The organism is Tigheibacillus halophilus (assembly GCF_042683165.1).
GTDB classification, from domain to species: domain Bacteria; phylum Bacillota; class Bacilli; order Bacillales; family Amphibacillaceae; genus Tigheibacillus; species Tigheibacillus halophilus.
The window spans coordinates 176,662-194,137 of record NZ_JBHUIZ010000013.1; the positions used below are offsets into that span (position 1 = coordinate 176,662).

At 43.3% G+C, this 17,476-nt stretch carries 14 protein-coding genes; 13 read left to right on the forward strand and 1 reads right to left on the reverse strand.

Annotation, left to right across the window (positions count from 1 at the left end):
- The first annotated feature begins 153 nt into the window (after positions 1-153).
- The 8 genes from ACFSMW_RS14285 (at position 154) to ACFSMW_RS14320 (ending at position 8,246) form a co-directional block, all read left to right on the forward strand.
- Positions 154-990 carry an MIP/aquaporin family protein gene (locus tag ACFSMW_RS14285; protein ID WP_390356726.1) on the forward strand — a complete coding sequence of 279 codons (837 nt, stop codon included), beginning with the start codon at positions 154-156 and terminating at the stop codon, positions 988-990.
- Between the two features lies 1 nt (position 991).
- Positions 992-2,485: a glycerol kinase GlpK gene (gene glpK / locus ACFSMW_RS14290; protein ID WP_390356728.1), complete on the forward strand. Its 1,494-nt coding sequence runs from the start codon at positions 992-994 to the stop codon at positions 2,483-2,485.
- A 101-nt stretch (positions 2,486-2,586) separates the two neighbouring features.
- The gene (gene dhaK, locus ACFSMW_RS14295) at positions 2,587-3,582 is read left to right on the forward strand and encodes a dihydroxyacetone kinase subunit DhaK (protein WP_390356729.1); all 996 of its coding nucleotides are present in this window, start codon (positions 2,587-2,589) and stop codon (positions 3,580-3,582) included.
- A 53-nt stretch (positions 3,583-3,635) separates the two neighbouring features.
- A complete protein-coding gene (gene dhaL / locus ACFSMW_RS14300) occupies positions 3,636-4,256 on the forward strand; it encodes a dihydroxyacetone kinase subunit DhaL (RefSeq protein ID WP_390356730.1) in 621 nt (206 codons plus the stop codon).
- Positions 4,257-4,260: 4 nt separating this feature from the next.
- On the forward strand, positions 4,261-4,632 hold the full coding sequence (gene dhaM, locus ACFSMW_RS14305; protein ID WP_390356731.1) for a dihydroxyacetone kinase phosphoryl donor subunit DhaM: 372 nt from the start codon (positions 4,261-4,263) through the stop codon (positions 4,630-4,632).
- 28 nt (positions 4,633-4,660) lie between these two features.
- Positions 4,661-5,617 carry a threonine ammonia-lyase gene (locus tag ACFSMW_RS14310; protein WP_390356819.1) on the forward strand — a complete coding sequence of 319 codons (957 nt, stop codon included), beginning with the start codon at positions 4,661-4,663 and terminating at the stop codon, positions 5,615-5,617.
- Between the two features lie 152 nt (positions 5,618-5,769).
- Positions 5,770-7,509: a LytS/YhcK type 5TM receptor domain-containing protein gene (locus tag ACFSMW_RS14315; RefSeq protein WP_390356733.1), complete on the forward strand. Its 1,740-nt coding sequence runs from the start codon at positions 5,770-5,772 to the stop codon at positions 7,507-7,509.
- Entirely contained in the window at positions 7,506-8,246 is a 741-nt protein-coding gene (locus ACFSMW_RS14320; protein WP_390356735.1) for a LytR/AlgR family response regulator transcription factor, read from the forward strand. The genes ACFSMW_RS14315 and ACFSMW_RS14320 overlap by 4 nt, the downstream gene beginning before the upstream one ends.
- A 194-nt stretch (positions 8,247-8,440) precedes the next feature.
- Here the strand turns inward: ACFSMW_RS14320 and ACFSMW_RS14325 are convergent, their stop codons facing one another.
- Positions 8,441-9,322, reverse strand: a complete 882-nt coding sequence (locus ACFSMW_RS14325) for an alpha/beta hydrolase (protein ID WP_390356737.1) — start codon at positions 9,320-9,322, stop codon at positions 8,441-8,443.
- Positions 9,323-9,632: 310 nt separating this feature from the next.
- Here ACFSMW_RS14325 and fdrA point away from each other — a divergent pair, with 310 nt between their 5' ends.
- From fdrA to ACFSMW_RS14350, 5 genes are all read left to right on the forward strand, one after another.
- On the forward strand, positions 9,633-11,378 hold the full coding sequence (fdrA, locus tag ACFSMW_RS14330) for an acyl-CoA synthetase FdrA (RefSeq protein WP_390356739.1): 1,746 nt from the start codon (positions 9,633-9,635) through the stop codon (positions 11,376-11,378).
- Positions 11,379-11,524: 146 nt separating this feature from the next.
- Entirely contained in the window at positions 11,525-12,787 is a 1,263-nt protein-coding gene (locus ACFSMW_RS14335) for a YlbE family protein (RefSeq protein WP_390356740.1), read from the forward strand.
- 1 nt (position 12,788) lies between these two features.
- Positions 12,789-13,700: an oxamate carbamoyltransferase subunit AllH family protein gene (locus ACFSMW_RS14340; protein WP_390356742.1), complete on the forward strand. Its 912-nt coding sequence runs from the start codon at positions 12,789-12,791 to the stop codon at positions 13,698-13,700.
- A 1-nt stretch (position 13,701) separates the two neighbouring features.
- Complete coding sequence (arcC, locus tag ACFSMW_RS14345) at positions 13,702-14,637, forward strand: carbamate kinase (protein WP_390356744.1); 936 nt, start codon at positions 13,702-13,704, stop codon at positions 14,635-14,637.
- Between the two features lie 220 nt (positions 14,638-14,857).
- Positions 14,858-17,476: an ATP-binding protein gene (locus tag ACFSMW_RS14350; protein WP_390356746.1), complete on the forward strand. Its 2,619-nt coding sequence runs from the start codon at positions 14,858-14,860 to the stop codon at positions 17,474-17,476.

Here is a 17,476-nt window from a genome sequence, read left to right on the forward strand (position 1 = left end):
TAATATGTCATATTGAAAAGCAAACAAACTTGTGAAATTAGGGAGCGCTCTGCATTTTCGTTTATGCAAACGGTTTTACAACCTAATTTTTAAGGAATACAATACATATGTGCAGAAATGGTATATATCTTGATGCCGAAAGGGTGACGATACATGTCTGAGTTTTTAGCGGAAATCATTGGAACGATGATCTTGATCATTTTTGGAGGCGGTGTCGTAGCTGGCGTTGTTTTAAAAAAATCGAAAGCTTTTGATGCCGGTTGGGTTCTGATTTCCATCGCTTGGGGACTAGCAGTCATGCTTGGGGTTTACGCAGTAGGAAATATCACCGGAGCACATCTAAACCCAGCGGTTACGCTCGGATTCGCCATAGCCGGCGATTTTCCGTGGGATAAAGTTCCTATGTATATCCTGGCGCAACTGATTGGAGGATTTATAGGCGGGGTGGTTGTGTTTCTTGCATATCTCCCACATTGGCGGGAAACAGAAGACCAGGAAGCGAAATTGAATGTGTTTTCTACAACACCTGCTGTGCGCAGCTATTTGTCCAATATGCTGGCAGAGATTATCGGAACATTTGTACTGGTAATGGGTTTGCTGTTCATCGGTGCAAATGATTTTACTGAGGGATTGAATCCGGTTATCGTTGGTGCGCTGATTGTTGCAATCGGGATGTCTCTTGGTGGTCCGACCGGCTATGCAATTAATCCGGCGCGTGACTTAGGACCAAGGATCGCGCATGCCGTTCTTCCGATATTCAGGAAAGGGAGCTCAGATTGGAAATACGCGTGGGTGCCGGTTGTTGGTCCGATTATAGGCGGGATGTATGGTGGTGTTTTTTACAACGCCATATTCACAAATAAAGTTTCCATATGGTTTTGGATCCTTAGTGCTGTTGTATTGATAATAATTATTGCAGCAACTAGTATAGAAGTGAAGAAAGACCGTGAATTCGAGAAAAAAGCTCATATAGCAAAGGAGAGGAATTGAAATGGCCGAAAAATTTATACTGTCATTGGACCAGGGGACAACAAGTTCCAGAGCGATTCTGTTTAACCATGATGGAGAAATTGTTGAAGTTGCCCAAAAGGAATTTGAACAATTTTTCCAGCATCCGGGTTGGGTGGAACATGATGCGAATGAAATCTGGACGTCTACCTTGGCATGCATTGCTGAGGTGCTTCGCAAAGCGGATATGGAACCGTCTCAAATCGCTGGCATAGGAATCACCAATCAGCGTGAGACGGCTGTTGTCTGGGATAAGAATACCAATAAACCAATTTACAAAGCGATCGTTTGGCAATCCAGACAAACGGAAGATATTTGCAAAGAACTGCGAGATCAAGGTTATAATGACATGGTTCATGAAAAGACAGGTTTACTGCTTGATCCGTATTTTTCCGGTACGAAAGTGAAATGGATCCTTGATAATGTTGAAGGTGCACGAGAAAAGGCTGATAATGACGAGCTGCTGTTTGGCACAATTGATACATGGCTTGTTTATAAACTTTCCGGTGGAAAAGCGCATATTACCGATTATTCCAATGCATCCCGCACATTGATGTTCAATATTTTCGATCTCAAGTGGGATGACGAGCTGCTTCATATGCTGAATGTCCCAAAAAGCATGATGCCAGAAGTACATGATTCATCTGAGGTTTATGCTAAAACCGTTGATTATCATTTCTTCGGCCATGAAGTGCCAATCGCAGGTATCGCTGGGGATCAGCAGGCTGCTTTGTTCGGTCAGGCTTGCTTTGAAAAGGGCATGGCGAAGAATACTTATGGAACAGGTTGTTTTATGCTGATGAATACAGGAGAAAATGGTGTACGCTCTGAAAATGGTCTCCTGACTACATTGGCTTGGGGAATGGATGGCAAAGTGGAATATGCACTTGAGGGAAGTATTTTTGTGGCAGGTTCCGCCATTCAGTGGCTGCGAGACGGATTGAAAATAGTATCGCGTGCACCGGAAAGCGAAGCATATGCCAAATCTGTCGCTTCAACGGATGGTGTATACATGGTGCCGGCTTTTGTCGGATTGGGAACACCATATTGGGACAGTGATGCACGCGGTGCAGTCTTCGGATTGACACGTGGTACGACAAGAGCACACTTTGTACGTGCTACACTGGAGTCTCTTGCATACCAAACCAAAGATGTACTGAACGCCATGAATGAAGATTCAGGAATAGAATTGAAAAAACTGCGCGTTGACGGCGGAGCGGTCAAGAACGACTTTTTAATGCAATTTCAAAGTGATATTCTTGGGACAAATGTCGAGCGGCCAAGGATCCAGGAAACGACCGCCCTTGGTGCGGCGTATTTGGCGGGACTTGCTGTAGGCTTTTGGAAGGATAAAGAAGAAATTTCCAAGCAATGGCAAATCGACCAAGATTTTGAACCAAATATGGAACAAAAAGAGCGAGAAGATTTATATAATGGATGGAAAAAAGCTGTAGAAGCAACAAGGAAATTCAAATAAAGAAACGAAATAAAAGAAAGGGTCTACACATCCTTTCTTTTTTTCAACAAAGAGAAATACAAATATATGTATAAGCAAATCATCAAAAGGAGGCAGTTTACATGAAAAAAATAATCAATGATCCAAATCAGACAGTTTTCGATATGTTGGAAGGGTTTACTACAGCTTATCCCAATAGGGTCAAACAATTGGAAGGAACCTCTGTCATCGCTCGAAAAGATGCTCCGGTTGCAAATAAGGTAGCGATAGTCAGTGGCGGCGGCAGCGGTCATGAACCTGCCCATGCGGGTTATATCGGTAAAGGCATGCTTGACGCTGCGGTGGCAGGCGAGATGTTCACCTCACCAACTCCTGACCAGGTATTGGAAGCCATTAAAGCAACAGACAGCGGTAATGGTGTATTCCTGATCATTAAAAATTACAGTGGAGACGTCATGAATTTCGAAATGGCAATGGAGATGGCAGAGGCTGAAGGTATCCAGGTCGAAAAAGTCATTGTCAATGATGATGTCGCAGTGGAAGACAGTGAATTCACGACAGGGCGCCTCGGGATTGCCGGCACGATTTTTGTTCATAAAATTGCCGGGGCTATGGCGGAAGCAGGCGCTTCTTTACAAGAGGTTAAAGATATGGCTGAGCGAGTTGTCAATCATGTACGTTCCATGGGTATGGCTTTATCCTCCTGTACCGTCCCTGCTGTAGGAAAGCCAAGCTTCGAGCTTGCCGACAATGAGATGGAAATTGGAATTGGTATCCATGGCGAGGCAGGTATTCACCGCAAACCAGTAGGGACCGCAGATGAAATTGCGGAGGAACTGACGGAGAAAATCATAACTGATTTACCATACAAAGAGGGCAATGAAGTGGCAGTTATGGTGAATGGCCTGGGTGCAACCCCGGAAATGGAGCTTTTCATTGTCAATGGAAAAGTACAGAAAATACTGCATGAAAAAGGAATCATCGTTTACCGTACCTTTGTAGGGAATTTTATGACTTCATTGGAGATGGCAGGCTGTTCAGTTACTTTGCTGAAGCTTGACAGCGAGCTCAAAAAATGTCTCGATGCTCCTTCAGATGCAATAGCTTTTCGTGTCTAACGTGGTTTGCAAGATGATGATTACGGAAAAAAATATAGCAAGGAGGGACTTTCATGAATATCATGGACACTAATTCGGCTGTTTCCTGGCTGCGTAAAGCAGATGAATATATTCAGGATAAAAAAGATCACTTGACAAAACTTGATCAGGCAACAGGTGATGGGGATCACGGCGTCAACATGGCACGTGGCTTTTCAGAGGTTGTAAAAAAAATATCCGATGCAGATTATCAAGCACCTGGGGAGGTTTTTAAGGATGCGGCAATGACATTGATGTCAAAGATTGGCGGCGCTTCCGGTCCTTTATATGGGACTGCCTTTTTAAGATTGTCAACGATCTGCAAAGATGATAATCCCGTTGATTTACCTGTTTTCGCAAAAGCGTTGCAGGCAGCAACAGAAGGTATCAAGCAGCGCGGGAAAGCTGAAGCAGGGGAAAAGACAATGATCGATGTCTGGGAGCCAGTTTCCAATTATTTTCAGGAGGCCACATCGTTAGATGCAGGGAAACTTGTAGAAACAGCAGAAAATGCAATGGAAGCAACAAAAGATCTAACGGCGACAAAGGGAAGAGCCGCTTATTTCAAGGAGCGATCCAAAGGAGCAGTCGATCCGGGAGCAGCCTCTTCATATTATATTTTTTCAGCACTTGCTGAAGTTTTGAAGGGAGTATGATCACATGGCAAAAGTAGGAATTGTGCTAGTTTCACACAGCCCCAAAATTGCAGCAGGCCTTCAGGAACTGATTGGACAGGTTATCACCGATATTCCAGTGGAAACTGCCGGCGGAACAGAAGATAATGGGATTGGAACAAGCATTGATAAAATCATGGCTGCCATGAAAAAAGCGGATGAGGGTGCTGGGGTGCTTGTGTTCTATGATTTAGGCAGTGCAAAAATGAATGCCGAAATGGCAGTAGAAATGATGGAAACCGAGCAAATCATCGTCATGGAAACACCACTTGTGGAAAGCGCATATGTCGCAGCAGTGGAATCAAATATGGGTAAATCATTGGAAGAAGTACAGAAAACAGTAGAAAAAGATTTTTAATTTACAGGGGAAGGGAAATTTGCAAAATATGATTACGATAACAGATATTCGGCAGGCACATGAAAATATTTCTGCCGTCATTCACAATACGCCTGTCATCACTTCAAAACAGCTCGATGAAATGTCTGGCAATCAGGTGTTTTTAAAATCGGAGCATTTGCAAAAGACTGGCTCGTTTAAAATCCGCGGGGCAACAAATAAGGTGAAGGCAGCTGTAACATCGGGTGCTGCGTTCATTACCGCAGCATCTTCCGGTAATCACGGGCAGGCGGTTGCGTATATTGCCAATCAACTCGGCATCAAGGCGAGGATTGTAGTCCCGGAGGATGCTGCAGCTAGTAAAGTGAGCGCAATCAAGGCATATAACGGCGAGATTGAATATTGTGGCCGGACTTCCGCAGAAAGGCTGCCACGTGCCAAGGAATTGGCTGAAAAGCATGGCGGGGTATTCATTCCGCCATATGATGATCCGTTGGTTATTGCAGGTCAGGGAACAGTCGGACTGGAAATCATGGAGCAAGTTAAAGGTGCAGACATCGTACTAGTTCCTGTCGGAGGAGGCGGATTGATTTCCGGTATAGCGACGGCTGTAAAGGCGATCAATCCTGCTGTAAAAGTTATCGGTATCGAGCCAGAACTTGCTGATGATACATATCGGTCTTTACAGGCAGGAAAACTCATTGCCATCGGACCAACAGAAACGATCGCAGATGGTTTACGTTCAAGTCAGCCAGGTGATTTGACTTTTCCAGTCATACAGAAGTATGTGGACGACCTGGTGTTAGTCAGTGAATCGGAAATCAGACAAGCACAACAATTCATCATGGAAAGAATGAAGCAGGTGGTGGAGCCTTCAGGAGCTGTCACCACTGCAGCAGTAATGCATCATAAACTGCATGTAAAACATAAACGAATCGTATGTGTTGTTTCGGGAGGAAATATCGATCTGAGCCAATTAGCGAATTTGCTTCCGTTATCTGTCTGACATGTGTGGTTCTTGCGTATGCAAAGGGTGACCCTGCATGCGTGTTTGGCTGTACAATCATTGTACAGCCATTTTTAAGCAATTGGGAAGGTACCAGATAAAAGAATGATGGATGGCAGAAAAGTCAGCAACCTATAAGGGGGACGAAAGAAATGCTCAGTCTGTTGGTGACGATGCTGGAACGAATTGGAATCATTATTGCAGTTGCATTCATTTTGACCAGGTTCCGTTTTTTCCGCGGTATGCTTCACCACGACCAATTAACTTGGAAGCAGAAATGTTTTGCCATGTTATTTTTTGGTTTTTTTGGAATCATAGGCACGTATTTTGGCGTCGCTTTTGATACTGACAAGCTGTATTTCAACAGTGTCAATTGGGAACTTGCTTCAGATGAAGCTATCGCGAATTCCCGGGTCATAGGGATTGTGATTGCTGGTCTGCTTGGCGGTATGAAGGTCGGACTTGGAGCCGGAATAATCGCTGGTTTCCATCGCGTGACATTAGGCGGATTCACTGCTGTATCATGCAGTACAGCCACGATTATCTCTGGACTGCTGGCAGGTGCACTTCACCGCTCGGGAAAAGATCTCACTTTGATTAGAGCCTTTGCCATCGGAGCACTGGCAGAAACGATGCAAATGGGGATGATTTTAATCATTTCGAAGCCATTTGAAAAGGCGCTTGCGTTGGTCGAGATGATTGGACTGCCAATGATTATAGCAAATGGAATCGGTACAGCATTGTTCATGTTGATTATTCGTAGTGTTGTCAGCGAAGAAGAGAAGGCCTCAGCTATACAAGCACAAAAGACCTTGCGCATCGCTGACCAGACTTTGCGTTATTTGAAACAGGGGATGACAGAAAAGTCTGCGCAGGCTGTTTGTGATATCCTTTATAAGGAAATACATCCCGCTGCAGTAGCGATCACCGATCGGACATATATTTTGGCACATGTCGGTGTTGCCAGCGACCATCACAAAACAGGTCAGCCACTCCAGACACATCTTACAGAACAGGTCATAGCCGATGGCGAACTTATCATTGCAGAGAAACATGCCATCCACTGTAAGCATTCGGACTGCCCGCTTTATGCGGGTATTGTCGCTCCGTTGAAACAAAGCGGTAAAACGATCGGCACACTGAAATTATATTATCAGTCCGAAAAAGAGATCACGCATGTCACAAAGCAGCTCTTGAGCGGTTTAAGTTCGCTTCTTAGCAATCAATTGGAAATTGCCGAGGCCGAACATGCATTGAATCTTGCAAAAGAGGCGGAAATCAAAGCGTTACAGGCCCAAATTAGTCCACATTTTCTATTCAATAGTTTGAATGTCATCATATCCCTGGTAAGAGTTAATCCGGACGAGGCGAGGCATTTGTTGACATCACTTGCTAAGTTTCTGCGGCAGAATTTAGATGGAACAACGGCACAGCTTGTTTCTCTTGAACAGGAGCTGCTTCATGTAAAAGCCTATTTGGAAATAGAGAAAGCAAGGTTCGTTGATAAATTGCAAATCGTATATGATATTGATGAGAACGTATTGCATGGGAAAATCCCTCCCCTGACACTACAGCCACTTGTCGAAAATGCGATCAAGCACGGTATTAAAAACATGCTTGAAAATAGTCTTGTCACGATCCGTTTCAAAGATGAAGGAAATTATATTGTACTTAGTGTGACAGATAATGGCGTAGGAATGTCTGAGGATGTTTTGCAAGTAGTTGGAAAAAAACAACTTCCATCAGCAAGCGGAACAGGGATGGGCATATACAATGTCAATCGGCGCATGGAAATGACCTTTGGCCGGGAAGCGGGGTTACGGTTTACAAGTATTCCTGGTGAAGGTACGACTGTAGCTTGCAAGCTGCCAAAAAAGAAGGTGAACCGATGAGAGAACAAATGAAGGCGCTGTTAGTGGACGATGAGCGATATGCACGGCAGGAATTGGCTTTTTTGCTGCGCAGCTATGACTTTATCAAGATTGCAGGAGAGGCGCGCAATGGTGAAGAAGCTGTCATCAAGGCGGTGCAGCTGCAGCCGGATGTCGTATTCCTTGATATGGAGATGCCGAAAATTGGCGGGTTGGAAGTAGCTCGTTCTTTGCAAGAATTGAAGAAAAAGCCGCTCATTGTATTCGCGACAGCTTATCCCCAGTTCGCAGCCAAGGCGTTTCGTTTAGAGGCAATCGATTATTTGCTCAAACCATATGATGCAGCTGAACTGGCAGAAACGGTACAAAGGCTCCATAGGCATTTGCTGACACCGCTGCAATCAATCGGCGGGCCAGTGGAGGCTCCTGCTAAAAAATTGGCTGTTGAAATGGATGGGGAAATAAATTACGTATTGATTCAACACATCTATTACATGTTCCGTGAAGATAAAATGACAAAGATCATTGCTAAAACAGGGGAATTCGAAATCAAGGCATCACTGAGGGAAATGGAAGAAAAATTGGTGCAGTATGGATTTTTTCGCATTCATAAAAGCTATTTGATCAATCTGGAATATGTCAAAAAATTGTCTCCCTGGTTCAATGGAGCATATTTGCTGGAACTGCACCATGTGAAAGACCAGCTGCCAGTAAGCAGGAATTACGTTAAAACGCTGAAGAAGCGTCTTGTCTGGTAACACACTAAAGGATGATAAAGGCTGAGGAATACACAAGTGCGTTATCAAGCCAGGGAAATTTGAACGGAGGCGCAAACAAACACAGCTATTGCGCAGGTGCAACGGCTGTGTTTGTTTATCGAATCTTTGATATAGTACGAAGCCTCGAATCAATTGCCAGCTTTGGGAACGAGCATTGCATTCCGCATCAAACACTATTTTTTTTCAATAGGAATCTGAAGCCACTGCGACAGACAAGAGATGACTTGTTCATGAGCGTTGACAGCATCTTGTTCCTGCATATTGTTGTCAAAACTGTGCGGTGCGTTTTGAAATGAGATAAGCTTTGTTTTAACGCCATGTGCATCCAGTTTCTTATGCATGCGGACCGATTCCTCGTACGGGACGTCCTCATCACGGTCACCGTGCAGTAAAAGTGTCGGCGGATATGCCGAAGTCACTTTTGTGATAGGGCAATATTCATCGAGTAAACCATCGCCCGTTGAATTTCCCACAACATAATCAAGCCACTTACCCTGTTGGCGGCAATATAGATAAATAGCATATCTTTTTTCGATTGGAGAACTGGCAATGGTGTAAGGTTGGATAAGCTGGTCAGCCAGCATCTTCGGAACCTGAGTCATTTGATTGAAATAAGAGCTTGGTTTTTTATACCATTCTCCCGTAATATCCCCATATCCGTAAAAAGAAATGATTGCGGCTGGTTTCACAGTAAATGTACCGGCCATTAGAGCTAAATAACCCCCGGCAGAGCTTCCCATTACTGCAATTTTATCCCGGTTATGACCAATTTCATTGCTTTTATCAGAATGCAGCCATTTTAAAACATCTGCAATATCTGCAATGATTGATGGTAGCTTTGATTCTGGGGCTAGCCTGTATTCAATGGAAAAAACATGAAATCCAGCTGCATTATACATCCTGATTTGCTCCTTTTTCATGTCTTCTCTTGTTCCCCAAATCAATCCGCCACCGTGGATATAAACTAACAGGGGGGCATTTTCATTACTTGCCGGGTACAATTCTCCCTTCATTTGACAATCATCAGTCTGTTTGTAAACGAATGTAGTCGACATATAACACCCTTCTTTTATGTGTTGGTTATATTGATAGAAGATGAATGATGAATGCTTTAAGGCCACGAATACTTTCCAGGCTGTGCAGCATTCTTTACTTTTCTTCCATCATACGGCAGAAAACGTCAGAAAAGTAGAATTCATGGTTATTTTTATGTTTTTTTAATGTAAACACTTCCAATTTTATTCGAATGTAATGCTATGTGAGATACAATGCAAGTGGTTAGATGTTAGATGTGAATTTGATGAAGCAGACAGCATGTGTTCCGATTCATGAACAGAGCTGAATACAAAAACAGAGGTGAAAAACATGCTTCATACAATTATTAAGAAGAATTCTTATCAAGATTCTATCAATCTCATGTTACTGACTAATTCTGTTTCTGCAACGGATGGTGTCAACAAAGTTCAAATCATGATGGCAACACCTGCCAACAAGGATATTTTCAAAGAAGCCGGTCTTTATACTGAGGAACTTGGTAATGCCGAGGCAAACGATATGGCCATTGTCATCGATACGGACGATGAGGGCAAGGTTGAGGAAGTGTTGGAAAAAGTTGATCAATATTTAAAAGACCAATCCATCAGCTCAAGCGCCTCTGATTTTGAAACAGTCCGTACGTGGAATAAGGCGAAAAGCGTACTGCCTGATGCCAATATGGCGTTAATCTCCGTACCTGGACAATACGCTGCTGAAGAAGCTGATAAAGCATTGGACGAAGGACTGCACGTGTTTTTGTTCAGTGACAACGTTTCAATGGAAGATGAAGTGAAACTAAAACAAAAAGCACATGAAAAAGGCTTGCTTGTCATGGGCCCTGATTGCGGTACAGGCATTGTCGACGGTATTCCAATGGCATTCGCCAATGTTGTCAACAAAGGCAGAATCGGTATTGTCGGCGCTTCGGGAACAGGTATCCAGGAAGTATCCGCTATGATCGACCGGATGGGTGAAGGTGTCAGCCATGCGATCGGAACGGGTGGAAGAGACTTGAAGGACCCAGTAGGGGCAATCACCATGATGGATGGTATCAGGGCGTTGGAAAATCATCCTGCAACAGAAATAATCTCGATCATTTCCAAACCGCCTGCTAAGGAAGTTCGTGAAGAGGTTTTGGAATTGCTTCATAATCTGTCCAAACCAGTTGTTGCCATCTTTGTAGGTGAAAAACCAACACAGCATGAAGGTAACGTGTATCAGGCATACACTTTAGCAGAAACTGCAAAAATCGCTGTTGATCTTGCCCGAGGTAATGAAATCAAAGCGGATTACAACGCAGGGGATTACCATGTTGACGGTGTCGAATTGAGAGAAGGACAAAATGCAATCAAAGGATTGTTCTCCGGCGGGACTTTGGCTTCTGAAACGGCTGTGCTCGTATCTGACGCGCTCGGCCTTGGCACACATATCAAAAATGAAGACGGCTATGTGTTGAAGCACGAAGGCCATGAAGTAGTCGACCTTGGAGATGACAAGTATACACAAGGTAAACCGCATCCGATGATTGATCCGGAAACACGAGCTAAATACATCGTGAAGGCTGCTGAAGATGAGAAAACAGCTGTCATCGTACTTGATTATGTACTTGGTTTTGGATCCCATGAAGATATGGCGAGCGCATTGATGCCATCGATTGAAAAAGCACGTGAAATTGCTCACGCAGCTGGACGCCAGTTGTATTTCGTTGCCTCTGTCTGTGGCACGAAAAATGATCCTCAAAGCTACGAAGGGCATATCGACCGACTCAAGGATGCCGGTATTATTGTGAAGGATAACAATAACGAAGCTGTTCGTACAGCTCTTAGCATCATCGGATTGCAAATTGATGATCCTAAAAAGCAGCTGGTTGACTATAAAGCAACTAAACAGTTCGATTTGGATACTTCTGCACAAATCAAGGCATTTGTTACGGAAAGGCCACGCATTGTCAATGTCGGCTTGAAGAGCTTCACCGACGCAATTGTTTCCAATGGTGCACCAGTAGTCCATTATGACTGGCGACCGATTGCTGGCGGCAATGAAAAAATGCGGAAGATTTTAAGTCTGCTAAAATAATCGGTCTATTCAGCTATATGCAGCTGCATCTTTGCTCCGGATTTTATACGTCAGGGACAGCATCAGCAAACAAGGGACTGGCCTGCCGGAAATAATAAATGGCAGGCTTGGCCACCCTTGATCAAATAATAATGAGGTGTAGGAAGATGAAATACAATTCGATTAATGAAGCTAATGAGGCAGTTATAGATAAAATCATCGGTTCATCACCATTTTTGGTAGATGTTGTACCAGCAAAAGAAAAAATCAACGCATTCGGTGAAGGAAAAGTGATTTTACATGCCGGACCGCCAATCAAATGGGAAGATATGACAGGACCAATGCAAGGTTCATGCATCGGTGCAGCATTATATGAAGGATGGGCTGAGACGGATGTGCAAGCTGAAAAAATGTTGGCAGCTGGCGAAGTGAAATTCGTTCCTTGCCACCATGTCAATGCAGTCGGCCCAATGGGCGGCATCACTTCTGCAAATATGCCTGTACTTGTTGTAGAAAATCGCAGTGAAGGTAATGAAGCGTACTGCATCATGAACGAAGGTATTGGTAAAGTCCTGCGTTTCGGAGCTAACTCTCAAGAAGTTATCGACCGATTGAAATGGATGCAAAATGTACTTGGACCCACTCTTTCAAAGGCATTAAAACTGACAGAAGATGGCATGAACCTGAATGTAATGATCGCCAAAGCAATCACAATGGGTGATGAATTCCATCAACGCAATATCGCGGCATCATTGATTTTCCTTAAAGAAATCAGCCCGTATGTTGTACAGGTCGATATGGATGAAAATGATCGCAAGGATGTCATTCAATTCCTGGCTGATACGGATCAGTTCTTCTTGAACATCATGATGGCCACAGGCAAAGCGGTGATGGATGGCGCAAGAAAAATTGAAGAAGGTACTGTCGTTACAGCAATGTGCCGAAACGGCAAAGACTTTGGTATCCGTATCAGCGGTATGGGAGACCAGTGGTTCACAGCACCTGTCAATACACCACAGGGCTTGTTCTTTACCGGGTATTCCCAAGATGATGCAAACCCTGATATCGGTGATAGTGCCATCACTGAAACAATCGGCGTCGGCGGTATGGCTATGATTGCAGCACCTGGTGTAACCCGTTTCGTTGGCGCGGGCGGATTCCAGGATGCATTGAAAACAAGTAATGAAATGACTGAAATTTGTATCGGCAATAATCCGAATTTCACGATTCCTACTTGGGATTTTCAAGGAGCTTGCCTTGGAATCGATGCTCGAAAAGTAGTGGAAACAGGGATTGAGCCAGTAATTAACACTGGTATCGCACATAAAAAAGCTGGCGTCGGCCAGGTGGGTGCAGGTACAGTTCGGGCGCCGAAGGAATGTTTTGAAAAAGCATTGGAAGCATACGCTGAAAAATTGGGACTGATTTAATATGTCAGCGACAATGGAACTGACAAAGGTGATTTATGCAGAGGAATATCATGAACATATTCCTCTGCTTCTTACCGGCTCTCAGTTTGGAGTCGTCCATAGCATTTTCAATAATGGTTTCAACATCAAAATAGACAAAAATTTATACTTTATTGGTACAACTAAGAATGGTTCTCTCCCTTTTGGCATCCATTTGCAGCACAACGCATTACGAAAATTGCTGGCCGATTTGACATTGGAAGAATCTGTAAAATGGGAAAGGGAAAAGGGATATATCGCATTTTTGGACATGAATTATCACATTGATTTACAGTATGCGAAGACCATGAAATTATCTATTAATACTGCGAAACAGGCTGATCCTATCATTGAAAAAAATCTGACACCCTTCATTTCCTTCCTGCTGGAGTACGGCGTCACTACTGGTTTAGATATATTTGCAGAAGAATTCATTTTGCAACATTTGGAAGGGGCGCCCTGCCAGAACGAAAGTGAGCAGAATTTACGTCGTCTGATAGATGTCGTGTTTTCAAGTCAACCTGCGGAAATCGAGGAAGTACTTCGGTTTTTGATCGGCAGAGGGAAAGGTCTGACTCCGTCCGGCGATGATCATCTCGTCGGGATGCTTGCAGTTTTATATGGAACCAATCAACACAGCGGTGTTTTTTTACAAGTGCTGAAGCAGCTTGTGTACAATGGGAAACTGACAACAGATGTTGGCAGGGAATACCTGAGATATGCAATAAATGGACAATTTAGTTCCACTGTCACTGAAGTCGTAGACCAATTAATGAATGACGATCAGCAGCTTTTAAAAAGTAAAATGCGCAGACTCATAGAAATGGGTCACAGTTCCGGTGCAGACACATTATTTGGCATGCTTATCGGATTACTGGCAATCAGGAGGAAATAGAATGGGAGAAAAAGTAGTTATCGCACTTGGCGGAAATGCCATTTTGCAGCCGAAACAAGCTGCAACATATGAAAATCAACTTGAAAATGTAAGGAAAAGCACAGAAATCATCGCTAGAATTGTCAAGAATGGACACAGCGTCATTGTGACGCATGGCAATGGACCGCAAGTCGGCAATATTTTAAGACAAAATGAAGAGGCGAAGGATGTTGTGCCTCCGTTCCCACTAGATGTCTGCAGTGCCGAGTCTCAAGGCTTCATCGGTTATATGATGGATCAGACGTTGAAAAACGAGTTGCATAAAGCAGGACAAACCAATGAAGTCGTCAGCATCCTGACACAGACCGAAGTGGACAAAAATGATCCGGCTTTTGAAAATCCTTCTAAACCGATTGGTGTTTTCTACTCGGAAGAGGAAGCCAATAAACTGGCTGAAGAAAAAGGCTGGATCGTCAAGGAAGATGCGGGACGCGGATATCGCCGGGTCGTTGCATCCCCATACCCGAAATCGATTCTCGGATCTGAAACGATTAAAAAACTGACCGATGTCGGTACAATCGTGATCGCTTCTGGAGGCGGCGGTGTTCCTGTCATTAAAAAAGAAAACGGTACTTACAAAGGAATCGAAGCCGTGATAGATAAAGATCGAAGCGGATTCAAGCTAGCCGAAGAAGCAAAAGCAGATACGTTGATGATCTTGACAGATGTGCAGAATGTATTTGTCAACTACGGAAAACCAGATCAGAAAGCACTGGGAGCCATCAGCCTTGCGGAAGCAAAACAGTATGAAAAAGAAGGACAGTTTTCTGCTGGAAGCATGGGACCGAAAATGGAGGCTGCCATTAAATTCGCTGAATTAGGTGGGAGAGCGATCATTTGTTCATTGGACCAGGCTGACTTGGCAATGGAAGGTAAAGCCGGAACACAAATCTCATAATAATCATGGAAAAGTACGAGTGCCTTACCAGCTAAAAGTAAGCGCTAGGACTTCTATTTTTCCATGCTTCAACATGAGGCTGTCTCTCACTAACAATAGAGTCAGCCTCTTTTAAACATTTCCTTGTGCTCATATGCACTATGCAAGCTGCTGCCAAATCGATTATACTGAGGAAGAGTGCTGTCAGATAACGCGGGAACACACATAGCGAGGTTTTGTGATGAAAAAAAATAGATCATTTAAAAAAGAACTCATATACTCTTTTCTCACGATTGGATTATTGTCTATCGTTCTGCTTGGTATTTTTCAAATCTATCATGTGAAAACATTAGTGAATGAAAACCAGAACAGTCAGATACGTATGACTGACTTCTTGGAGGATTATATCAAAAACTATGTGCAACAGCATGAAAGAATCATTCAGACAATGTCGCAGAACATCTCGCAACTATATGAGCAGAAAGATTACGGCAAAATTAAAGAGAAACTGGAAGAGGTGAAAGAAAACTATCCAGGATTTCTTAATTTATATGTCGGTGATAAAAGCGGGCATTCTCTTGTGTTTTTTCCGGACGTATATTCGGATGGCGCCAAAAGAGAGTCCTTGGACTTCAGTGACCGATCTTATTATAAAGAGCTGCTAAGAAAAAAGGATACGGTCATCTCACCTATTTTCCATGGCAGGGGCGGTACGGATAAATTGCTTGTCACGATTGTCTCTCCTATATTTAATGATGACGGAAAAATGCAGGGATACATTTTGGGCGGGCTGGATTTGAGTGAATTGGAATCCTATGTAAAAAGCAGGATATTGGGAAAAGCAAGCCATGCGGTCGTACTTGATCAGGATTATAATGCCATCATCCACCCGGATGTTGATGCAAGAACAGAAATTGCTAATTTCTCAGATTCACCTGTTGTGAAATACATGCAGAAAGAAAAAGGGTCCGGAAAGCGAAGCATGTCTTATAAATCTGATAATGGAAAAAGCGAATTTATCACTTATGCGAAATTGAGCAACCCGGACTGGACCATTTGGATTGCTAACCCGACAACGGTCATAACTAACACCTACAAAAAATCGATTTTGACTATCCTGATATTTGTCTTTATCACCAGTATTGTTGTCGTAACTGCCAGTTTGATTTTGACCCATCGGTTAGAAAGGGTCATACGCGCATTGCTGACGTATATCAAAGATTATACCAAAGGCTACCAGAAGAAAAAAACAGTCGAAGTTAAGCAGACGATCCAAGGACCTAAGGAAATGGAGCAACTACTCATTTATTTTAATGACTTGATGGAGGAAATTTCTGACGGCAGGGAAAAACTGATGAGATTGAATGCTGATTTGGAGAAGCGGGTCCAAGAAAGAACGGCGAATCTGGAAAATAAAAATAATGAATTAAGTGCTGTGAATAAGCTGATTACTTCCGTGACGTCAGAACGGGATATGGCACATTTTATTCAGCACTGTCTACAGGATATCACAGAGTTTACCCAATTTGATATCCATGTCTTTTATCAGGATAAGGCGGTTACCAGCAGGGAGATTCATGCCATTCCTGATTACCAGACATATTTCAATGCCTTCACTCCTAGTGCCAGTCAGCTAGTGGAACCAATTGTATTTGGTAATTCCCGCAAAGGTTTTCTTGCTGTCAATCTGGATAAAGACCAGTCGGTAACTGGAAACGACAGGGAATTCTTACAGACATTTGCCAGATCATTGGCTATAATGTTGCAGAACAAAGAGCTTTATGAACTTTACCGGGATAAACATGCTGAGCTTGAGGCAGTACTTGAAAGTATGTTCGAAGGGATCATGCTGCTTGATAACCAGCAACAGATTAAATATGTGAATGAATTTTTCTGGAACATTATTGAAAATGAATCACATAGTAGTGCTGCATTGAAAAACATGGATGATGTACGGAAGAGATTCACTGCCATGTTCGAGGTGGAGGAAGAAACACTTGCATCATTTTTCAATAATGAGGATGGAGAGCTCAAGCTGGAATATAAAAAAGAGACAGGGAAGACAGACTTTTATATGCTCAACAAGTTTTCCGTTGTATCTGATCAAAAGTCTGTGGGAGAAGGACTCTTGATCAGGGATATCACGAAAGAGGAAGAAATAGACACGCTCAAGAACAATTTGATTTCCCTGACATCCCATGAATTCAAGACCCCCATTACAAATATCAAGGGCAGTGTGGAGACACTGCTGCGGCCAGATGTCGAATGGGACGCACTTTTTCAGCAAGAATTGCTGGAGGGGGTACACGAAGATATCGACCGGATTCAGCATCTGGTCAATGACTGGATGGACATTTCGAAAATCGAATCAGGTACTATGTATGTGGAGCGTAATATGATTCGTGCAGATCATGTCATCGAAGAATCACTTGAACTGGTACCAATGGCACTCAGAGAGGATGCTTCTTTCAATTTTTATAATAAAGCTTCAGAATATCTATTTTTCTATGCAGATAAACATCGTGTTCAGCAAGTACTATTGAACCTATTTACCAATGCGTTACGTTATAATGACAGAACAGAAAAGAAAATCGCTGTCACTCTAAGTACAGATGATGATTATCTTACCATCTCTGTTTCAGATAATGGCATTGGCATATCAGAAGAGCATCTGGAAAAAATATTCAACCGTTTTTATCAAGTTGATGTAACCGCAACAAGGAGATCAGGGGGGACAGGGCTTGGCCTTGCCATTTGTAAAGGTATTATGGAAGCACATGAAGGGAAGATAACGGTATCTTCGAGTCCGGATACCGGGAGCACATTTACACTTTATTTTCCATTGACAAAGGGGCGATGA